General features: G+C 58.2%; 16 protein-coding genes, 1 tRNA gene and 2 pseudogenes. 4 read left to right on the top strand and 15 right to left on the bottom strand.

Going from position 1 to position 17764, the window contains the following annotated elements; all coding sequences use genetic code 11:
• Nucleotides 1-9: 9 nt before the first annotated feature.
• Together HRH33_RS11060 and HRH33_RS11055 are read right to left on the bottom strand one after the other, a co-directional pair.
• A pseudogene (locus tag HRH33_RS11060) lies at nt 10-889 on the bottom strand (SMP-30/gluconolactonase/LRE family protein).
• A gap of 2 nt (nt 890-891) precedes the next feature.
• Nucleotides 892-1737, bottom strand: a complete 846-nt coding sequence (locus HRH33_RS11055) for an SDR family NAD(P)-dependent oxidoreductase (protein ID WP_167417413.1) — start codon at nt 1735-1737, stop codon at nt 892-894.
• Nucleotides 1738-2033: 296 nt separating this feature from the next.
• On the opposite strand from HRH33_RS11055, the pseudogene HRH33_RS11050 reads away from it, so the two are divergent.
• Both HRH33_RS11050 and HRH33_RS11045 read left to right on the top strand, forming a co-directional pair.
• Nucleotides 2034-2971: pseudogene (locus HRH33_RS11050) on the top strand (LysR family transcriptional regulator).
• Nucleotides 2972-3022: 51 nt separating this feature from the next.
• Nucleotides 3023-3361 (top strand): hypothetical protein, encoded by a 339-nt coding sequence (locus tag HRH33_RS11045; RefSeq protein WP_167417412.1) that lies wholly within the window; start codon nt 3023-3025, stop codon nt 3359-3361.
• A 421-nt stretch (nt 3362-3782) separates the two neighbouring features.
• On the opposite strand, the gene HRH33_RS26725 is transcribed toward HRH33_RS11045, so the two are convergent.
• The 7 genes from HRH33_RS26725 to HRH33_RS11015 form a co-directional block, all read right to left on the bottom strand.
• Entirely contained in the window at nt 3783-4262 is a 480-nt protein-coding gene (locus HRH33_RS26725; protein WP_425326822.1) for a tyrosine-type recombinase/integrase, read from the bottom strand.
• A 188-nt stretch (nt 4263-4450) separates the two neighbouring features.
• Nucleotides 4451-4699 (bottom strand): Arm DNA-binding domain-containing protein, encoded by a 249-nt coding sequence (locus tag HRH33_RS26720; RefSeq protein WP_425326814.1) that lies wholly within the window; start codon nt 4697-4699, stop codon nt 4451-4453.
• 223 nt (nt 4700-4922) lie between these two features.
• Nucleotides 4923-4998: transfer RNA gene (locus HRH33_RS11035), tRNA-Gly, on the bottom strand.
• Between the two features lie 63 nt (nt 4999-5061).
• Nucleotides 5062-5622, bottom strand: a complete 561-nt coding sequence (gene pgsA / locus HRH33_RS11030) for a CDP-diacylglycerol--glycerol-3-phosphate 3-phosphatidyltransferase (protein ID WP_034137766.1) — start codon at nt 5620-5622, stop codon at nt 5062-5064.
• Nucleotides 5623-5654: 32 nt separating this feature from the next.
• A complete protein-coding gene (gene uvrC, locus HRH33_RS11025) occupies nt 5655-7478 on the bottom strand; it encodes an excinuclease ABC subunit UvrC (RefSeq protein ID WP_034137765.1) in 1824 nt (607 codons plus the stop codon).
• 1 nt (nt 7479) lies between these two features.
• Nucleotides 7480-8121: a response regulator transcription factor GacA gene (gene gacA, locus HRH33_RS11020; RefSeq protein ID WP_003190387.1), complete on the bottom strand. Its 642-nt coding sequence runs from the start codon at nt 8119-8121 to the stop codon at nt 7480-7482.
• Nucleotides 8122-8272: 151 nt separating this feature from the next.
• Nucleotides 8273-8638, bottom strand: coding sequence for a helix-turn-helix domain-containing protein (locus HRH33_RS11015; RefSeq protein WP_034097256.1), 366 nt, complete (start codon nt 8636-8638; stop codon nt 8273-8275).
• Nucleotides 8639-8720: 82 nt separating this feature from the next.
• Between HRH33_RS11015 and HRH33_RS11010 the strand changes: the two genes are divergently transcribed.
• Nucleotides 8721-8960, top strand: a complete 240-nt coding sequence (locus tag HRH33_RS11010) for a DNA-binding protein (protein ID WP_034097254.1) — start codon at nt 8721-8723, stop codon at nt 8958-8960.
• Between the two features lie 35 nt (nt 8961-8995).
• Here HRH33_RS11010 and HRH33_RS11005 read toward each other — a convergent pair whose 3' ends face one another.
• Complete coding sequence (locus HRH33_RS11005; RefSeq protein WP_167417411.1) at nt 8996-9427, bottom strand: GNAT family N-acetyltransferase; 432 nt, start codon at nt 9425-9427, stop codon at nt 8996-8998.
• Entirely contained in the window at nt 9428-10177 is a 750-nt protein-coding gene (locus HRH33_RS11000; RefSeq protein WP_167417410.1) for a carbon-nitrogen hydrolase family protein, read from the bottom strand. It abuts the gene before it with no gap.
• A 619-nt stretch (nt 10178-10796) separates the two neighbouring features.
• Between HRH33_RS11000 and HRH33_RS10995 the strand changes: the two genes are divergently transcribed.
• Nucleotides 10797-11867 (top strand): 3-deoxy-7-phosphoheptulonate synthase, encoded by a 1071-nt coding sequence (locus HRH33_RS10995; RefSeq protein WP_123480173.1) that lies wholly within the window; start codon nt 10797-10799, stop codon nt 11865-11867.
• A 75-nt stretch (nt 11868-11942) separates the two neighbouring features.
• Here the strand turns inward: HRH33_RS10995 and HRH33_RS10990 are convergent, their stop codons facing one another.
• The 4 genes from HRH33_RS10990 to HRH33_RS10975 form a co-directional block, all read right to left on the bottom strand.
• On the bottom strand, nt 11943-12365 hold the full coding sequence (locus HRH33_RS10990; RefSeq protein ID WP_034137761.1) for an ANTAR domain-containing protein: 423 nt from the start codon (nt 12363-12365) through the stop codon (nt 11943-11945).
• Between the two features lie 135 nt (nt 12366-12500).
• Complete coding sequence (locus HRH33_RS10985) at nt 12501-16115, bottom strand: transporter substrate-binding domain-containing protein (RefSeq protein ID WP_167417409.1); 3615 nt, start codon at nt 16113-16115, stop codon at nt 12501-12503.
• Between the two features lies 1 nt (nt 16116).
• A complete protein-coding gene (locus HRH33_RS10980) occupies nt 16117-16746 on the bottom strand; it encodes a response regulator transcription factor (RefSeq protein ID WP_034097243.1) in 630 nt (209 codons plus the stop codon).
• 300 nt (nt 16747-17046) lie between these two features.
• Nucleotides 17047-17763, bottom strand: coding sequence for an MgtC/SapB family protein (locus HRH33_RS10975; RefSeq protein WP_034097241.1), 717 nt, complete (start codon nt 17761-17763; stop codon nt 17047-17049).
• Nucleotide 17764: the final 1 nt, after the last annotated feature.

Below are 17764 nucleotides of genomic sequence, written 5' to 3'. Positions count from 1 at the left end.
CCTGTGCGATTAGAGCTCCTTGAAACGGTGGCGCGGCCGCCCGGGCACCGGCAACCGGATACTGTAGATATTACCCGCCGCCGGATAGTCCGCGTGTTCGGTCGCCGACATGCCGAATTTGGCGGTGGTAATGAACAAGGTGCGCATATCCGGCCCGCCAAAGCAGCAACTGGTGGGGCGTGGCACCGGCACCGACAACGTCTGCAACAGGACCCCATTGCGGTCGTACTGCAGCAGGCAGCCTCCGTTGACAAACCCACAGGTTATCCTCGATATCCAGCGCCAGGCCGTCCGGTCGGCCCAGTTCTTCCGGCGTCCTGGCGAACACCGATAACTTTTGTAGAGCGTTGCCGTTCGCTGAATAAGGAGCGCGGTAGAGAGTGCGCGCTACCTAGTCTACGAACAACAACTCGTCGCCCTTACTTGTCCATGCCAGTCCGTTGGGCAGGCTGATGCCGTCCAATATGACCGAGGCGTTAAGGCCGGCATCGTAGCGATAGAGCTTGCCCGTATTGCCGCTGTGACCTTCATCCATCAACCCGGTGATGAAGCGGCCTTGGGGGTCGCACGCACCATCATTGAAGCGATAGGACGACAGCGTAATGGCCAGTTTTGAGTTCTGGGTGACCCGTAGGCTGGTGCGGTCGAGGATGGCAACGCCAGCATTCTGGCTGAAAATCAGGTTGCTCTTTTCAGTCAATGCCAGGGCGCCGATGCGCGCAGGCGACTCATACAGCCGCGTCAGGCGGCCATGTTGGTCCAGGGCATTGATCTGACCGCCACTGATGTCCACGAACAGCAGGCACTGATGGGCTTCATCCCAGACCGGGCTTTCACCCAGATCGGCCTGGCACGCTGAAAACAGTTTGAGCTGTTCCTGAGCAGGCATATTCAATGCTCTTTGATTTGGTCCCAAAGCTGGGCAACTTGTTCGGCACTGGTGGCCTTAATTCGGGCCAAGTCGACGGGGTAGTCGACACCTGGGTTTTCGACAAACCGCGTCGCCGTAAACTGCCCATTGCTGGCACGCAGGACATAACCGGAGTCCTGGCAATGCTGCGACGCCAGAAACACCACGCCAGGCGTCACCCACTCAGGCTTGAGGTCCTCTGGTTCGCCCGTCACGCCCCACATGCGGGTCTTGGCCACTGGGGATACCGCATTGACGAGGATGCCAGCATCCGTGCCTTCCATGCTCAGCGCATTCATGATGCCCAGTTGCGCCATCTTGCCGGCGGCATACGCCACCAGGCCCGGTTGGGCATATTGCTGGTACATCGCGCGGTCGGATGAGGTCAGTACGATTCGTGCAGCAGCAGACTGTTTGAGGTGTTTCCAGGCATGTTTGCATAACCACACGGGGGTATAGATATTGATATCCACCGCGCGGCCGATGAATGTTGTATCGGCCTCTTCAATCGCCTGATAACCGACCCAACCGGCGTTGTGAATCAAGATGTCGAGTTGGCCAAACGTCTGGATAGCCGTTGCCACCAATTGCTCGCAGCCCTGTTCACTGGACAAGTCGCCATGATGCCCCACCACGTTCAAACCTTTGTCCCTGAGGGTTTGCGCAGCCTCCATGGCGATGGAGCCATCGCCCCCGGCGCCCAGCTTGTCTGCGCCGATATCACTGATCAGGACATTGGCGCCCAGCGTGGCTAGCGCCTGCGCATAACTAAAACCGAGCCCTCGGCCAGCGCCCGTTACAACTGCCGTCTTTCCTATAAAGTTCATTGGCTGTTTCCTCTTGAGTGCCACCTCACCTTAACAAGGGGTATTCACGCTGTTTAATACTAACGGCGGCGCAAGTTGATACTTGGCTCGTATCAAGTTGACGCTCAACGCGAATAAATCGTTGGCGTTTACCCCCCCTAAAGGCCCACCCCGACACTTCCCCACGGCATTCAGGCCTGCTCGACAGCACTTGCAAGCTTTAGGTCCGAAGTTCAACTTACCCTGCCGAGCGTCTGTTTACAGGTAACATTGCCTCGCCCAGTCCACAGATCAGTTCAAATGAAGGAACAGAAGAAATGATCGAAACCCGTCTGCTACGTCAATTCATCGCCGTGGCTGAAGAGCTGCATTTCCACAAGGCCGCCATTCGCCTGCACATGGCCCAGCCTCCGTTGAGCCAAGCCATCAATCGGCTGGAAGACAAACTGGGATTCCGTCTGTTCATGCGCAATAAACGCGGGTCAAGCTGCCCCCCGCCGGCGGTGCGTTTCTGAACGCTGCCTACAGCACATTGAAGGAGTTGAGGCTGGGCATCGAACACGCACGCCAAGTATCCGAGGGTATTGCCGGCAAACTCACAGTGACTGCGGTGTCGATCGCCTACTACGAGTCGCTGCTCAGCACCCTGCGCCAGTTCCGCGAGACCTACCCCAAGGTCCAGTTGATCATCAAGGAGATGCCCTCTTCCAGCCAGGCCAAAGCTATTTTGTCCGGGGAAGCGGATATTGCCTTTATGCGCAAGTTGCCGATCTCGGCGGAAAACGTTGAGTCACGCCTGTTGCTCGACGAAGAGATCGTGATGGCGCTGCCCGCCCATCACCCGAAGGCGAAGGAAGGTCCGATCGACTTGAGGGATTTTGCTGGGGAAGACTTCGTATTCACCCCCGAAGCCCTGGGCACCGGCTATCACAGTCAGCTGATCGCCTTGTGTGAGGCCGCCGGTTTTTACCCCAAGGTGGTGCAGGAGGCAGCGCAGATCCATACCTTGATAGGCTTGGTAGCCTGTGGTTTTGGCGTTGCCCTGGTGCCTGAGTCGATTGCCAACTCAATCATGCGCGACAAGGTGCTGTTTCGCCGGATCTACGCCGTGACAGCCTCCCCCAACCCGGCCATCGGCCTGTACATGAGCTGGAACACCCACAACGAATCACCGTTGATGGAAAGCTTCATTTCCATGCTCGACTTCAATGCCGCTCCCCGGGTCGAGGGGATGATCGCCGCCCAGATCAGTTAGAGCGCCAGCGGATCGATGAAGAGCGGCTGGTCATGCGTGATTCGGAGATCAATGCTTTATAGCATCACACTCGTTACGCAAGTTGTTGTCTTGAATGTTGCCGCAGCTTTGACCGTTCATTTCCGCCGAGCAACTGGCCCGAAGGTCGTTGTCCCGGATATTGCCGCAGCTTTGACCGTTGACTTTGGCATTGCAGTAAGCGCGTTGATCGTTGTCACTGATGTTGCCGCAGCTTTGACCGTTCATTTCCGCCGAGCAACTGGCCCGAAGGTCGTTGTCCCGGATATTGCCGCAGCTTTGGCCATTGGTTTTGGCCTCGCAATAAGCGCGTTGATCGCTGTCACTGATGCTGCTGCAACTAGCATGAGCGTAGGTACTCAACATCAATAACATCGCAATGATGGCTCTCATCACTCTTTCCATGGGGTCTCAGGAAATAGCCTGACGCTGACTGATCCAAGATAATCTTGTTGCTGTAACGAGCAATCAAATTGACATCATTTTTTCGGGAAGTTCCATGAGGGGATGTGACTTTCGGGCGTACAGTTTTTATGTTTTCGGCGACACCTGAATCGCCCCTGGCTTCGTAGGCATGCGGAGTGACCGCTTTAGGCCGATTCTGTTGAAAACAGTCGGCCTCGAATTCCACGCCAGAAAAGTACGCGCCTGAGATTGAAATCTGAATTTTTGGCAGAAGGTTCAGTACTCGGATCTCACGTAGCAGCGGGCAACAGAGGTGTTTTCATACATTAATATTCGAGTGTTTTGGGAAAACTGACTTTTTCAACACAATCGGCCATAAGCGGACATGTCAGAAAAATTGTGGTCGGTGATGCCATCTATCTCCATCTCGTGACAGCGCCAGAAAACGCTTGGGCTTTGTCTGGATGTCTACCTCAAAAGCGGACGACCAACTCGGTTCTGGTTTCGCCCAGAGCTGTTTTTCCAGATCAAACTGATCGGGTGTGGCGTAGCGCAACTCGCCGGTGCGAACGCCGGTCAATAAGAGCAGGCGCAATCCCAGTTTGGTTTGAAGGTGACCGCTGTATTTTCGAATGGCCGTCAGTAGGTCGGGCAACCGTTCCATCAGCAGATAAGGATTGTTGGTGACGGGTGGTTTGGGCAGCGCGACAACTTCAAGGTCTGAGGCAGGATTGAGTTCCATACCTTCGACTTTTACCAGGACGTAACGAAACAACTGGTTGAACCAGGTTCGGCACTTTTCAGCCATGGTGAAAGCTTTGCGTTGCTCGATGGTGCTGAGGATGGCCAGCAGATCGTGGCGGGTGATGTTTTTGATGGGGCGCTCGGCCAGGGTGGGCAGGACGTCCTTTTTTGAAGACCCTGAGGATCTGTGACAGCGTGCTTTGACGACCTTCGTTCAAGCTCAGGCGGCGGAAGTTGATCCACTCGTCGTAGACCGCTTGGAAGGTATGTTTTCCTTCATCCTCCGCCTCAAGGCGCTGCTGCTTACGGTGTTCACCGGGGGTTTATATTCTGAGCAAGCAGTTTGCGCGCGTCATCACGCCATTCACGTGCTTGTTTCAGACTGACTGCTGGGTAGCTGCCGAAGGACATTTTGGCTTGCTGGCTTTCCCAATAAAAACGGAACAACCATCGCTTTTTGCCAGCGGCAGTCACCATGTGTGACAAGCCGTCAAAATCGCCAATGGTGTAGTTTTTATCTGTAGGTCGGGCGTGCCGAATTGCCATATCTGAGAGAGGCATGGTGAGCTCCTGTTAGAGAGTCAGCACCCGATGCTCGTCTGGCGACCTGAAAGGATCCATCAACAATACGAATTTGAGTCTTCCCGGAAAAAGGTACTCAAAAAGGTACTTAAACGTACTGGATCACCCTGGTTTTCAGTATTTTTCCGCAGAAACGAAAAAAGACGCCTAAGCGTCTATTTCGTGGATCCCAGCGTCCAGCGGACATCTGTGGATCTATATTTGGAGCGGGAAACGAGACTCGAACTCGCGACCCCGACCTTGGCAAGGTCGTGCTCTACCAACTGAGCTATTCCCGCGTCTTGGTGGTGCGCATTCTATAGAATCCTCATCACCCGTCAACCCCTTGATTCAAAAATGTTTTATTTCTTTTCAACGGTGGTGCGCAGATGAGGCCAGGCGGCGCGTAAATATTGGAGCATGGACCACAAGGTGAGGCCAGCGGCGATGAGCAGTAAGGCGTAGCCCAACAGGACCCAAAAGGTGAAATGCGACGGATTGGCCAGCAGGATCACCAGGGCAAGCATCTGCGCGGCGGTTTTCCACTTGCCCATGTTGGAGACCGCAACGTGGGCGCGGGCGCCGATTTCCGCCATCCATTCACGCAGGGCCGACACCACGATCTCGCGGCCGATGATCACGGCGGCCGGCAACGTAAGCCACAGGTTGCCGTGCTCCTGTACCAGCAGCACCAGGGCCACAGCCACCATCAGCTTGTCGGCCACGGGATCGAGGAATGCGCCGAACGGCGTACTCTGCTCCAAGCGCCGCGCCAGGTAGCCATCGAGCCAGTCGGTCGCTGCCGCGAAGGCGAATACCGAACTTGAGGCCACGTAGCTCCATTGGTAGGGCAAATAAAACAGCAAAATAAAAATCGGGATGAGCAGGACGCGTAGAACGGTAATCAGATTAGGGATATTCATCGGCACAACTGGCTACGAGGTGGAAAGGCATTCTATTCGCTGTGCAGATTCGCATAAATCAACTCAGCGAGCTTTTTACTGATACCGGGTGCTTTGGCTATCTCGTCAATGCTGGCACGGGACAGCTCCTGCAAGCCACCAAAATGTTTGAGCAAGTCGCGGCGGCGCGTCGGGCCCACCCCCGCAACCCCTTCCAGGGTTGAGGTTCGTCGAGTTTTGCCACGGCGGGCGCGATGGCCGGTAATGGCGAAACGGTGAGCTTCGTCGCGGATCTGCTGGATCAAATGCAGGGCCGGCGAGTCACCTTTCAAAGTGAACTCATGGGCAGCATCATTCAAGTACAACGTTTCAAAACCGGCCTTGCGCGTGGTGCCCTTGGCGACACCCAGCAGGATCAGGTCGGGCACCGCCAGTTCGTTGAGTACGTCACGGGCCATGGAGAGTTGGCCCTTGCCACCATCCACCAACAGGATGTCAGGGAGTTTGCCCTCGCCATCCTTCAATTTACTGAAGCGCCGTGTGAGGGCCTGATGCATGGCCGCGTAGTCGTCGCCGGCGGTGACCCCTTCAATGTTGTAGCGTCGGTAATCGGACTTGATCGGCCCTTCCGGCCCAAACACCACGCAGGAGGCCACAGTGGCTTCGCCACTGGAGTGGCTGATGTCATAGCACTCAAGGCGCTGCGGTGGTTCGTCCAGGTTGAGCACCTCGGCCAAAGCATCGAAGCGTGCGGCAACATGCTGTCGATTGGCCAGGCGCGCACTCAGGGCCTGCTCGGCATTGGTCACCGCCAGTTGCTGCCAACGCGCACGCGTGCCACGCACGCGATGGCTGATATCCAGCTCGCGGCCGCGCAGTTCGTGAATGGCTTCGATCAGTGCGGGGAAGTCTTCATGGACCACGTTGACAATCAGTTCCGAAGGCAAGTCGCGCTCCGGACTGCTGACATAGTACTGACCCAGAAACGCCGCCATGACTTCGGCCACGTCCTCGTCGATACCGGTCTGCGGAAAGAAATTCTTACTGCCCAGAACCCGCCCGCCCCGCACGCTGATCAGGTGCACACACGCGCCGCCCGGGTTGACGAACGCGGCGATCACATCGACATCGCCACTGCCACCTTCCATGCTCTGCTGGTCCTGCACCCGCCGTAGCAACGAGATCTGGTCGCGCAGTTCGGCAGCCCGCTCGAAATCCAGGGCACTGGCCGCCTGCTCCATGGCCGCTGACAACTCATCGGTGAGCGCGTTGCTGCGACCTTCGAGGAACATCACCGAATGGCGCACATCCTCGGCATACTCCGCCGGCTCCACCAGCCCCACACAGGGCGCCTTGCAGCGCTTGATCTGGTATTGCAAGCAAGGCCGCGTGCGGTTTTTGTAGAAGCTGTCTTCGCACTGGCGCACAAAAAAGGTTTTTTGCAGCAGGCTCAGGCTTTCACGAATCGCCCCCGCGCTGGGATACGGCCCGAAGTACTTGCCCTTCTGCTTCTTGGCCCCGCGATGAATACTCAGGCGTGGGAAGTTGCCGTCGGACAGGAATACGTACGGGTAAGACTTATCGTCCCGCAGCAGGATGTTATAGGGGGGCCGCCACTCCTTGATCAGCGTCTGCTCAAGCAACAGCGCTTCGGTTTCGTTGGCGGTGATGGTGGTTTCGACCTGAGCGATACGCGCCACCAGGGCCGCAGTTTTCGGCGCGAGTCCGGTCTTGCGAAAGTAGCTCGACAGGCGGTTCTTCAGGTTCTTGGCTTTGCCCACATAAAGCAGGCGCGCCTCGGTGTCGAACATGCGGTACACGCCGGGGCGGCCGCTGCACGTCGAGAGAAAGGCGCTGGGATCAAACGGCGTGGTCATGTCAGGCGCTGGCGTCCACCATGCCGTGGCGCACCGCGAGCAGGGTCAATTCAACATCACTGCTGATGGCGAGCTTCTCAAAGATACGATAACGGTAGGTGTTGACGGTCTTGGGCGACAGGCACAGCTTGTCGGAGATCGTCTGCACTTTCTGGCAGCCGACGATCATCAAAGCGATCTGGATCTCCCGCTCAGACAAGGCGTCGAACGGCGAATCGCTGGTGGGTTGGAACGATTTGATAGCTAACTGCTGGGCAATCTGCGGGCTGATATAGCGCTGACCGGCAAACACCAAACGAATGGCTTGCACCATTTCCGCCAAGCCGGCGCCCTTGGTCAGGTAACCGGCCGCGCCGGCCTGCAGCAAGCGCGTGGGGAACGGGTCTTCCTCGCACACAGTCACCACCACGACCTTGATATCCGGATGGCTGCGCAGCAATTTGGTGGTGGCACCCAGACCGCCGATGCCTGGCATCTTGACGTCCATCAATACCACATCGGGTTTCAACTCCCGAGCCTTGATCAGGGACTCCTCCCCCGACTCGGCCTGACCGACTACTTGCAGGCCGTCGATGTCAGCCAGCATTCGTGTAATGCCTGTACGAACGAGATCATGGTCATCGACTACTAGCACCCTAATCAAGCAGACACCTCGCGATATGGTCTTATAGGTTGCTGAACACCTTAGCAAAAAACCAAGGCGCAGACCTAGCTGCACGCGTCATATATATGGACGTTGGATAAGCAAAGGCCATCCGCCGAGGGGCGGATAGCCGCAATTGCTGGACGAAAGGTCAGGAATCCGAGGGCTGGACCTTGGATTTCCCGTTCACTGAAGCGCTGTGTTCGGCCAAGGTGGAGGTGAGGCGACGAATTGCATCTTGGTCCTCCTTGAACATCGCGCGGTAGTCACCCAATACTTTCTCTTCGATCTGGCTCAAATTATCGAGTTGAAGGGGCGTGGCGGTGCCAGTCAATACATAGAGCACATCCACGCCTCTTGCAGCGACGCGTGACAAATAATCGGCTTTAGGCGCGCGCCCACCGCTTTCGTATTTACCTTGTGCATTGGCTTCGACACCTCCAATTTCACCAAAAACTTTCTGCGACAGGCCAAGTCGCTCTCTTTCTTGCCTCAAACGCGAACCGATTCCACTCATTTGGATGTATGATCCTAGTTGGCACACCCCAAGAGGTGACACCCTCATCTCTTCGTTAAACGAACTTGAACGGTTTTGAACTATGCCCGGAATCCGTACTGCTGCACAAGCCAAGGCCTGGCTGGAACATCAAGGAAAGTCAGTTCAAGCGTTCGCCCGTGAACATGGCGTAGATCCGGCAACCACCTATCAAGTGCTCGCTGGGCGCAAAAAGGGGCGACGTGGAGAGGCCCATAAGGTAGCGGTCCTTTTGGGTATGAAAGAAGGGATCATCCTTTCTGAGGCTGATGGCCAAAACAACGATCAGGAAGTCGACTCCTGAGGCCAGTATGCGCTTATTAGGTTTACACGCACTGTTTAGCTTGGACGACAGACGCGCTCCATGCGCCAGAAGCAATCCTCTTCGCCAACAATGCTCAACCCCATGCGCTGATACAGCCTGCGCGCCGGGTTGGTTTTGAATACGGTCAATCGCAATAGCCCCAAGGATTGCGCCTTCAGGGCCATTTGCTGCAACACCCAACTGCCGGCGCCCAGCCCACGACAGCCTTCGAGCATATGCAGCTCACGGATGTAGAGCGCCTTGCTGTCGCGGCTCAAGCTGATAAAGCCCAAAACTGAAGCCTCGCGGCAGATCAGCCAGTTTTCGCGACCGTCCCACGCCACATCAAAGCCATCGTTGGACCACAGCAAACCATACTGCTGGTAGTAGCGGCTCATCGCCTCATAGGTCAGGGTTCGGGCGAAAGTTCGGTCATTGTCCGTGGCGGCGCGCAGGTTAAACATCATTCAGAGCGCCACTACGTGGCCAGCCCACACGTCGTTATTGCGGCGCGCCACCAAGAGTGCTTCGCCCACGCCAGGCACAGCGGCAAGCAATCGGCCATCGGCGGACCAGATTGCGCTACGGCCAGCACAATCCCAGCCCCCCGATGGGCCACCATGATTGGCCATCAACACCAGCAAACGATATTCGGCGGCGTAAGTTTGCAACTGTGCACAATCCTTTGCATAACCGCCTTCGCTGATCAGCACGCTGGCGGCATAGACATTCGCGCCCGCTTCAGCGGCGGCACGCGCATGCCTGGCATGAGTGAAGTCCGCACATACCGACAAAGCGATGCGGTCATCCCCGAACGCTAAGGCCACACCGCCCTGCCCCGGGACAAACGCCACTTCTTCGCCTGGATGCAGGTGCTGCTTGGTGTAGACCGCCCGGGAACCATCCGCTCCCAGTACCAGTGCGCCAATCATGACACCGGCATCGGGCACCAGCCGGATCGGCATCCCCACCACGACGGTCAGTCCAAGCTCCCTGGCCATTACGCGCAAAGGCGTCAGTTGCGCAGCGTCTGGTGCGATGGCCAAGTCGGCCGCGAGCGAAGGCTCATAACCGGTCAGCGACAGCTCAGGGAATATCAGCAGTTGTACGCCCTGTTCTGCCGCCACCTGCATAAATGCCATGTGCCTGCGGATGTTGGCAGGCACATCGCCGGGGACGGAAATCGATTGAGCCGCAGCAAGAGTCAAGGCCGTCATGGGGGTGTCCGAATAATCAGTCGTAACGTGTTACCAGCATATCGGCACTCCCCCATAGCGGTAAGTCCCTTCATGCAATAGAAATTACCGATTGAATCCCATCGCGCGTCTCTAGTAAGCTCCCGCCATCGTTTGGAGACATAACATGTTGCAACTCGCCCACCCTCAGGTATGCCTAGCCGCCAGCGCCATGCGTTCGGTGTCGGTCGCCTGCGTGAACGGTTCGAGCGCACCTGTCAGCTTTTATTTTGGGTATTGGTTTAGCCACTGGCGCGCCTGATACCTGAAATCGGCGGCCACTACTCAAGGGGTCGCCTGCCAGAGAAATCTAACCCCCGGTCGGCTCCCCGACCGGGGGTTTTGTTTTTTCTGGCCCTTATTCTTTTTGCTTGATCACGAACACATAACAGGAAGCACAACATGAACTACGCCACCTATTACCGCTACGACACTTGCACCGCATGGCGATTTAGCCAGCTCCGCTCGGGACAGCCTGCCGCCTCCGATCGGTCACCTATGGGTGGCAAACCAACACACATCGCCGATATGGCCAATTGTCGAACACCCCTGTAGGGCTGAGCGCGGGAATCGCCCGCTGCTCGCCCAGGAAGCCTTGAATATGAACTCCTCCGTCGCCGCTCTGCCCGTCTCCACCCTGATCAGTGCCAATCAGGCCCTGACCCAGCGTCTGCCCAGCGCCCTTGAGCTCAAGCACCAGTTGCCGCTCAGTCCGTTCCTTGTCGAACAGATCCACGCCCATCGCCAAGCCGTGCGTGCCATCCTCAATGGCGAAGATTCGCGTTTGCTGGTGATTGTCGGCCCGTGCTCGATCCACGACCCCGAATCGGCCATGGAATACGCGCGCAAGTTAAAGAAACTCGCCCTCGAAGTCAGCGACCAGATGCTGCTGGTGATCCGTGCCTACGTCGAAAAACCGCGCACCACCATCGGCTGGAAAGGTCTGGCCTATGATCCTCACCTGGACGGCAGCGATGACATGGCCGCCGGCCTGACCCTGTCACGCCAATTGATGCGCGAAATGCTGCGTCTGGGCCTGCCGGTCGCGACCGAGCTGCTGCAGCCCATGGCCGCCGGGTACTTCGACGACCTGCTCAGTTGGGTGGCGATTGGCGCGCGCACCACCGAATCGCAGATCCACCGCGAAATGGCCAGCGGCCTGGACATGCCCGTAGGCTTCAAGAATGGCACCGACGGTGGCGTCGCCATCGCCTGTGACGCCATGCGCTCGGCGGCCCACCCACATCGCCACTTCGGCGTCGACAGCCAGGGGCATCCGGCGATCATCCAGACCTCAGGCAACCCTGATACACACCTGGTGCTGCGCGGCGGTCACCGAGGCCCGAACTACGATGGGCAGAGCGTGGCGCAGGTCAAGGGCGACCTGGCCAAGTCCAAGGTGGCGGCGCGGATCATGGTCGATTGCAGTCATGCCAACAGTGGCAAGGACCCATTGCGGCAACCGGCGGTGTTCAACGACGTGCTGGAGCAACGCCTGCAGGGCGACACCTCGCTGATCGGCATGATGCTTGAAAGCCATTTGTTCGAGGGCTGCCAGCCCTTGAGCGCGTCGATGCAATACGGTGTGTCGGTGACCGATGGATGCCTGGGCTGGGATAGCACCGAGCAGTTGCTACGCGGCGCGGCACAACGCTTGCGCGAGCGCTGCTGATTCAGCCGAACGTGCTCGCCGCGTAGTGCAGTCATGTCCGCTGCTGAGCGGCCCAGGCATCGTCCCGCAGCGGGGCTAGACTCCGGCCACTGGCTGGCGGGATAGCTCGCGTAGCCAAGGCAACACCCGCAGGCCGGTAGCGGCCTCGGGTGGGTCGATGATATCCATAAAGTGTTCGAGATTGACGTTGTCCGGTACACCCGGCAAGCGCACCAGTACCGCCGGCGTAGCGCCGGTCGGCTTGCAGAGGTCGAGGTGGTCGTAGACCAGCACATGACGCGCCTGAGGTTGCGGCTCGCAAGTATCGACCAGCAGCCCCGCATTGATGATCAGCACATCAAACGGCTCGGCCGGGATGGCCGTGAGTATCTGGACCTCTTCGAAGGTTTGCACCGGGACAATCCGGTGGTACCCCAATTGATTGAGCATTTTTTCGATGTACAGCCGTTGCAGGTGCTGTTCATCGGCAATCAGGATAGTCAGTGCTTTGTTCGGCATGGCAACCCCCCTGGGCAGGCAGTGCTCGTTGGTGAGCCCTGCCCATTGTCCAGACATATTCCGACGACAAAATCAGGCATGTTCCCCGTTCGCGTAGGAGTTCTCCCAAATCAACCGAATGACCTTTTATTGCCGTCATGTCTGATTGCAGTAAAGCGCCAGGCTATGGTGCAAGCTGTCGATAGCCAACCCTATCGCCTCGACCGCCGCGCCCAAGGCGTCGAGTTGCTGGCGCTCACAAACGGTTTCCAGGGTTTCGGCGCACGCGATCAACACTTGGGCCTTGACCATGCGCGCGCCACCTTTGACGCGATGGGCCAGGTCATGCAGTTTGGATAAATTGCGCTGCTCGTACAACGCCGGCAGCACGGCGCGATCCTCTTTAAGGCTGGCAAGCAAAGGCGCTAATAGATCATCAAGGGCAGCCTTGTCACCGCCCGTCAGCGAGATCAACGCACTCAAGTCGAACACTGGTTCAGCTGCATTGGTGGCGGCATGCGCTGTGAGGGGCGCCAGCGCCGAGCGCAAATCCTCCAGACCGGTCGGTTTGAACAGGCATCCGTCCATACCGGCCTGGCGGCAACGCGCGGTTTCTTCGGGCTGGGCATTGGCGGTAAATCCCAACACCAGGCACGGCACCAGGCCACGTTGACGCTCTTGGGCGCGGATGTCGCGGGTCAGCGCGTAACCATCCTTGAGGGGCATGTTGCAATCGGTGATCACCCCATCGAAATGCCCGCTCTGCCACAACGCCAGCCCTTGCTCGCCGTCGTCGGCCGTCACGATATGATGCCCAAGGAAACTCAGTTGCCGCGCCAACAACACGCGATTGGCCGGGTAGTCGTCCACCACTAGGATGTTGAGCGCCCGGGCCGGCGGAATGTGCGGCACAGGCAAAGAGACCGGCGCCTCGGTCGTCAGCGCCAGCGCCAACGCCACGTCTATCCGTGTGCCTTTGCCCAGCACACTGGTGAGGTGCAATTGGCCGCCCATCATCTCGCACAAGTTGCGACTGATCACCAGGCCCAGGCCTGAACCGCTGCGCGCGGACTGTTCGTGATTGCCGCCTTGTATAAACGGGTTGAACAAGCGCTGCTGGTCTTCGGCGCTGATGCCGATGCCTGTATCTTCGACCCATAACCGCAGGTTCAAGTGACCGTCCAGACTGGTTGTGCCCATTGCGCCGAGGCGCACCTGGCCGGTGGCGGTGAACTTGATCGCATTGCCCAATAGGTTGGACACCACCTGCTTGAAGCGCAACGGGTCAAGCATCACCGCACAGTCGATCAACGGATCGAGCTCCACCTGCAGCGCCAGCCCCTTGTCTCGCGCCAGGCCCTCGAACACCCGCGCGACTGACGTCAGCAGTTCGTGCGGGTTGGCCGGAGCCAGGGTCAGGGATAGATGGCCGGACTCGATGCGCGCGATATCGAGAATATCGCCGATCAGCTCCAGCATGCCGCGCGAGGCCACCGACGCCACTTCCAGAGCATCGCGATCGGCACGGCCCTGCTCGGCGTTCTTCAGCGCCAGTTCGATCATGCCGATCACGGCGTTCATGGGGGTGCGAATCTCATGGCTCATGGTGGCCAGGAACGTGGTCTTGGCCCGGTTGGCGGCGTCGGCCTCCTCCTTGGCTTCTTGCAACTGGCCCAGCAAGCGCTGGCGCTCACTGACGTCGACCCAGCCGGCAATCATGCCCACGACCTTTTCGTCACCGTCACGGTACGGCAGCATCCATTGATAGATGGTCAGCACTTCGCCACTGGGAAGCTTGAGCACGCGGTCATGAATCTGTGGCTCGCCACGCTCCATCAATTGCAGGTAATCGGCATGGAACGACTGGGCCTGGGGCGGGTTGCCGGTGTCGGTTTCCACCACGGTCTTGCCGATCACGTCTTCGAGCTTGAAGCCGAACACGTCCAGGTAAGCATTGTTACAGGCCATCAGCCGACCCTGGCGGTCACGCACATAAATCGGATGGGGCGTGCCATCGATCAATACGCTCATGAACCGCATCTGATCGCTCAACGCCCGTTCAGCCTGGGAGCGCTTGTGGATCAGGTTGCGCAAATAGAGGACCCAGCCCAACGTCACCACCAGCAGCAGTGCAGCCAGGCCAAAGCCTTGAATGATCACATTGCGGTGGCGTATCCAATAGCTGTCTTCCAGGATGATCTCGTTGCGCCAGTGGTTGGTCAGCTCGTCCATTTCTTCGGGCGTGATACTCAGCAAGGCTTTGTCGAGAATCGAGTACAGCTCCAATTGGCCACGATTGACCCCGAAAGTGATGCGCGCCGGCTCGGTGCCGATAGTACTGGTGATGCGCAGTCCGTCACGGTAATGGCGCGCGATCATGTAGCGCGCGCTGATCAGCGAAACGGCGGCGGCCTCCACACCGCCACTGGCCACCAACGCCATGGCCTGCTCAGGGTTCTCCACATCGACAAAATCAATCCGCGGATAATGCACGGCGATGTAGGACGCCAGACCACCGCCGCCGATCAACGCCAGACGCTTGTCGACCATGTCTTCCAGGGTGATCAGGTTTTCATTGCCTGAGGCCACCACTAATACATAGGGGTTGGACAGGTAGGGTCGGGTAAAACGAATTTTCTCTGAGCGCTCCACGCTTGGCGTGACGACCGCCAGCATGTCCGCTTGGCCGCTACCCACCTCATCAATTTGCCGAGGCAGCGAGCTGCCACGCTCCACGTCGAATTTCAAACCGGTACGCAGGCTGATGCGCGATAACACCTCGGCGCTCAACCCTTCGAACTGCGCCTTCTCATTGAAGTACGACAGCGGCACAAACTTGTCGAGCACCGCTACTTTCACCCGGGGATTTTTCTCCAGCCAGCGCTGTTCGCTCGCACTCAAACGTAGCCGGTCGGCTTCCAGGAAGCCGCTGCCGCCAGCGCTCCAGCGGCGCAGGATTTCCATCTGCTGGTTAGCCGGCACCGCGGCCAGCGCGGCGTTGATAATCGTCAGCAGACGGGTATTGTCCTTGACGAAGGCAAAGCCGAACGGGTTGACCTCCAACGCAGAGAAGTCCGCCAAACGCACATTATTGAGGTGGTTCTTGTTGATCAGGTAACGCGCACTGATCGCGTCGCCCAGGTACACATCTGCCTGGCCGAACGCCACGGCGCCGATGGCTTCGAACGTCGAGCCAAACAGCAGCAACTGCGCATCGGGATAAAAGGCCTGGACGGCATCGGGCTGCATATAGTGGTAAAGCATCGCCACGCGCTTGCCCGCCAGGTCCGCGCTGAGGGCGTGACTGTCGCCGGTGCGTGTGACCAATGCCGGTTGGTCATTGGCATAAGAGCGGGACAGGACTAATTGCGGGTCAGCCGCCTCATAGCCATTGGCCGAGCCCACAAAATCCACGACACCGGTCTTGAGGGCTTCGATCACCTCATCGCGAGTATCGAAGCGCTGCACCTCCACCGTCACGTGGAGTACCCCGGCGATCAACGCCGCATAATCGGCGGTGATGCCTTCGAGTTCGTTCTTGTTGTTGGTTAAATCAAACGGGGCGTAATCCGGCCCGGACACCCCCATCACCAGCGTGCGCCGCTCCCGCAGCCAGCGCCAATCGGCCTCGTCCAGCGTCACGGAGGCGTTTTCCAGCGTGGAGTGCCCCAGCAACCGCAGTTGATGCGGATCGTCCAGGGCTATCGCCGCCTGCGGCAACAGCCCTATCAGCAGGATGGCCGTGAGTTTCGCCAGCCGAGAGGTGATCATTTCAAATCAGGTGATTGCGTTGGGCGAACTTGGACAAGTGCACCACCGAGGACATGCGTAGTTTTTCCTTGAGCCGGGTTTTGTAGGTGCTGATGGTCTTGTGACTTAACAGCATATCCGCGGCGATCTGCTTGTTGCCCAGGCCCAGGGCCAGTTTCTGCAACACAGTCAGTTCGCGGTCCGACAACGAATCCACCAATTCCTTCTCCGAGGACTGTAGATCGTCACGGCGCACCGAACTGGTAGCCAGGCTGGGAAAGCAACTGTAGCCCGAGCGGATCGCCCTGATAGCCTTTTGCAGTTCATCGAGCTCACCGGTTTTGGCGACAAACCCCATCGCACCGGCGCGCATGCAGCGCGTGGAAAAGAACTCCGCCAGATACGACGTGAGCACCAGGATCTTGCAGGGAAGTTCCAGGGCTTTGATACGACTGATAACCTCCAGCCCGCCGAGCTTGGGCATCGCCAAGTCGAGAATGACCAGGTCCGGGCGTTCCTCTCGAGCAATCTGCATCGCATCGGCACCATTGCCTGCTTCAAAAATCTTATCGAAGCCTTCTTGCTTCAACAGGTATTTGACGGTGGCACGTATAAAAGGATGATCATCCACAATTAAAGCTTTGTTGCTCATAAGACTCCCCTGGGAGGATCAATACGCTTACATATCAAGCGAGCCTCATCTACCTGTGAAAAGTAACAGTTCCGACAAACGGTTCTGAAACTCAGCGCAACGCCTACAGGCAGTACGGGCCCTTCCTTTTTGAACACACAGTAAAAACGTAGCGTTGCGCCTTGATCTGAAGCGGGCGCAAGCGCGCAACCATAGCAACGGTGCGCGTGTTCAAATGAAGGGCTAGTCCCGAATACTTGTAGGAATTTTCCTCACCACAGCATAGCCAAGCTCGTCAGCGTAGGCGTTTCCCTCAGGGGCTTATTCAGTGGTACTTGGGCTCCAGAACGCCTGCACCACTAGGGTCGACATAGAGATGCGCGCCACCAGAGCATCCAACTCGTCACCGTCCACCGAGGTCACGGCCAGTGTGGCCTCAATCTCCACCTCCTCAGGACCGAACGGGCGCACGTCCACGTCGCTGGCCGGGTAGTTGCATCGCGCCAGTTCCGCTTCGAGCAATGCCAACACGGCCTTTTGTTGGGTGCGCCGCGCGATGACGTACAGGATGTTGGTGACCTCCGCCGACACCACATCCAGCGGCTGACGGTTGATGTTATTCACGATCGGCCGCAGCAAGGTGTTGGCCGCCAGCACAAACAAGGTGCCCAGCAGCGCTTCGAGAATCAGGTCCGCGCCGGCGCAGGCCCCCACCGCCGCCGACGCCCACAGCGTGGCGGCGGTGTTAAGCCCGCGCACATTACCTTCTTCGCGCATGATCACCCCGGCCCCCAGAAAGCCGATGCCCGACACCACATACGCCACTACGCGCACCGCGCCGTCCGCGCCGCCGAGGCGGTTGGCCATGTCGACAAAAATGGCCGCGCCCACCGCCACCAGTACATTGGTGCGCAGCCCCGCCGTGCGCTGGCGGTACTGACGTTCGAAGCCGATCAGCCCACCGAGAATAAACGCCGCGGTGAGGCTGACCAGGGTATCGATCAGGGAATCGAGGTTGATGTTGTTGATTGCCTGCATG

Origin of the sequence: Pseudomonas rhodesiae (assembly GCF_013285305.1) — a bacterium.
Classification (GTDB): Bacteria; Pseudomonadota; Gammaproteobacteria; order Pseudomonadales; family Pseudomonadaceae; genus Aquipseudomonas; species Aquipseudomonas rhodesiae.
The sequence above is the reverse complement of the archived record's forward strand: the minus strand, read 5'-3'. Positions and strand labels throughout refer to the sequence as shown.

What these genes read in the sequence shown, in the direction of transcription:
- HRH33_RS26720 (WP_425326814.1), bottom strand. Translation starts at nt 4,699, where the DNA reads ATGCCTCTCTCAGATATGGCAATTCGGCACGCCCGACCTACAGATAAA.
- HRH33_RS11010 (WP_034097254.1), top strand. Translation starts at nt 8,721, where the DNA reads ATGCCCGGAATCCGTACTGCTGCACAAGCCAAGGCCTGGCTGGAACAT.
- pgsA (WP_034137766.1), bottom strand. Translation starts at nt 5,622, where the DNA reads ATGAATATCCCTAATCTGATTACCGTTCTACGCGTCCTGCTCATCCCG.
- HRH33_RS11055 (WP_167417413.1), bottom strand. Translation starts at nt 1,737, where the DNA reads ATGAACTTTATAGGAAAGACGGCAGTTGTAACGGGCGCTGGCCGAGGG.
- HRH33_RS11000 (WP_167417410.1), bottom strand. Translation starts at nt 10,177, where the DNA reads ATGACGGCCTTGACTCTTGCTGCGGCTCAATCGATTTCCGTCCCCGGC.
- HRH33_RS11005 (WP_167417411.1), bottom strand. Translation starts at nt 9,427, where the DNA reads ATGATGTTTAACCTGCGCGCCGCCACGGACAATGACCGAACTTTCGCC.
- HRH33_RS11045 (WP_167417412.1), top strand. Translation starts at nt 3,023, where the DNA reads ATGCTTTATAGCATCACACTCGTTACGCAAGTTGTTGTCTTGAATGTT.
- HRH33_RS10985 (WP_167417409.1), bottom strand. Translation starts at nt 16,115, where the DNA reads ATGATCACCTCTCGGCTGGCGAAACTCACGGCCATCCTGCTGATAGGG.
- HRH33_RS11015 (WP_034097256.1), bottom strand. Translation starts at nt 8,638, where the DNA reads ATGAGTGGAATCGGTTCGCGTTTGAGGCAAGAAAGAGAGCGACTTGGC.
- HRH33_RS10975 (WP_034097241.1), bottom strand. Translation starts at nt 17,763, where the DNA reads ATGCAGGCAATCAACAACATCAACCTCGATTCCCTGATCGATACCCTG.
- HRH33_RS10980 (WP_034097243.1), bottom strand. Translation starts at nt 16,746, where the DNA reads ATGAGCAACAAAGCTTTAATTGTGGATGATCATCCTTTTATACGTGCC.
- HRH33_RS10990 (WP_034137761.1), bottom strand. Translation starts at nt 12,365, where the DNA reads ATGCCGAACAAAGCACTGACTATCCTGATTGCCGATGAACAGCACCTG.
- uvrC (WP_034137765.1), bottom strand. Translation starts at nt 7,478, where the DNA reads ATGACCACGCCGTTTGATCCCAGCGCCTTTCTCTCGACGTGCAGCGGC.
- HRH33_RS10995 (WP_123480173.1), top strand. Translation starts at nt 10,797, where the DNA reads ATGAACTCCTCCGTCGCCGCTCTGCCCGTCTCCACCCTGATCAGTGCC.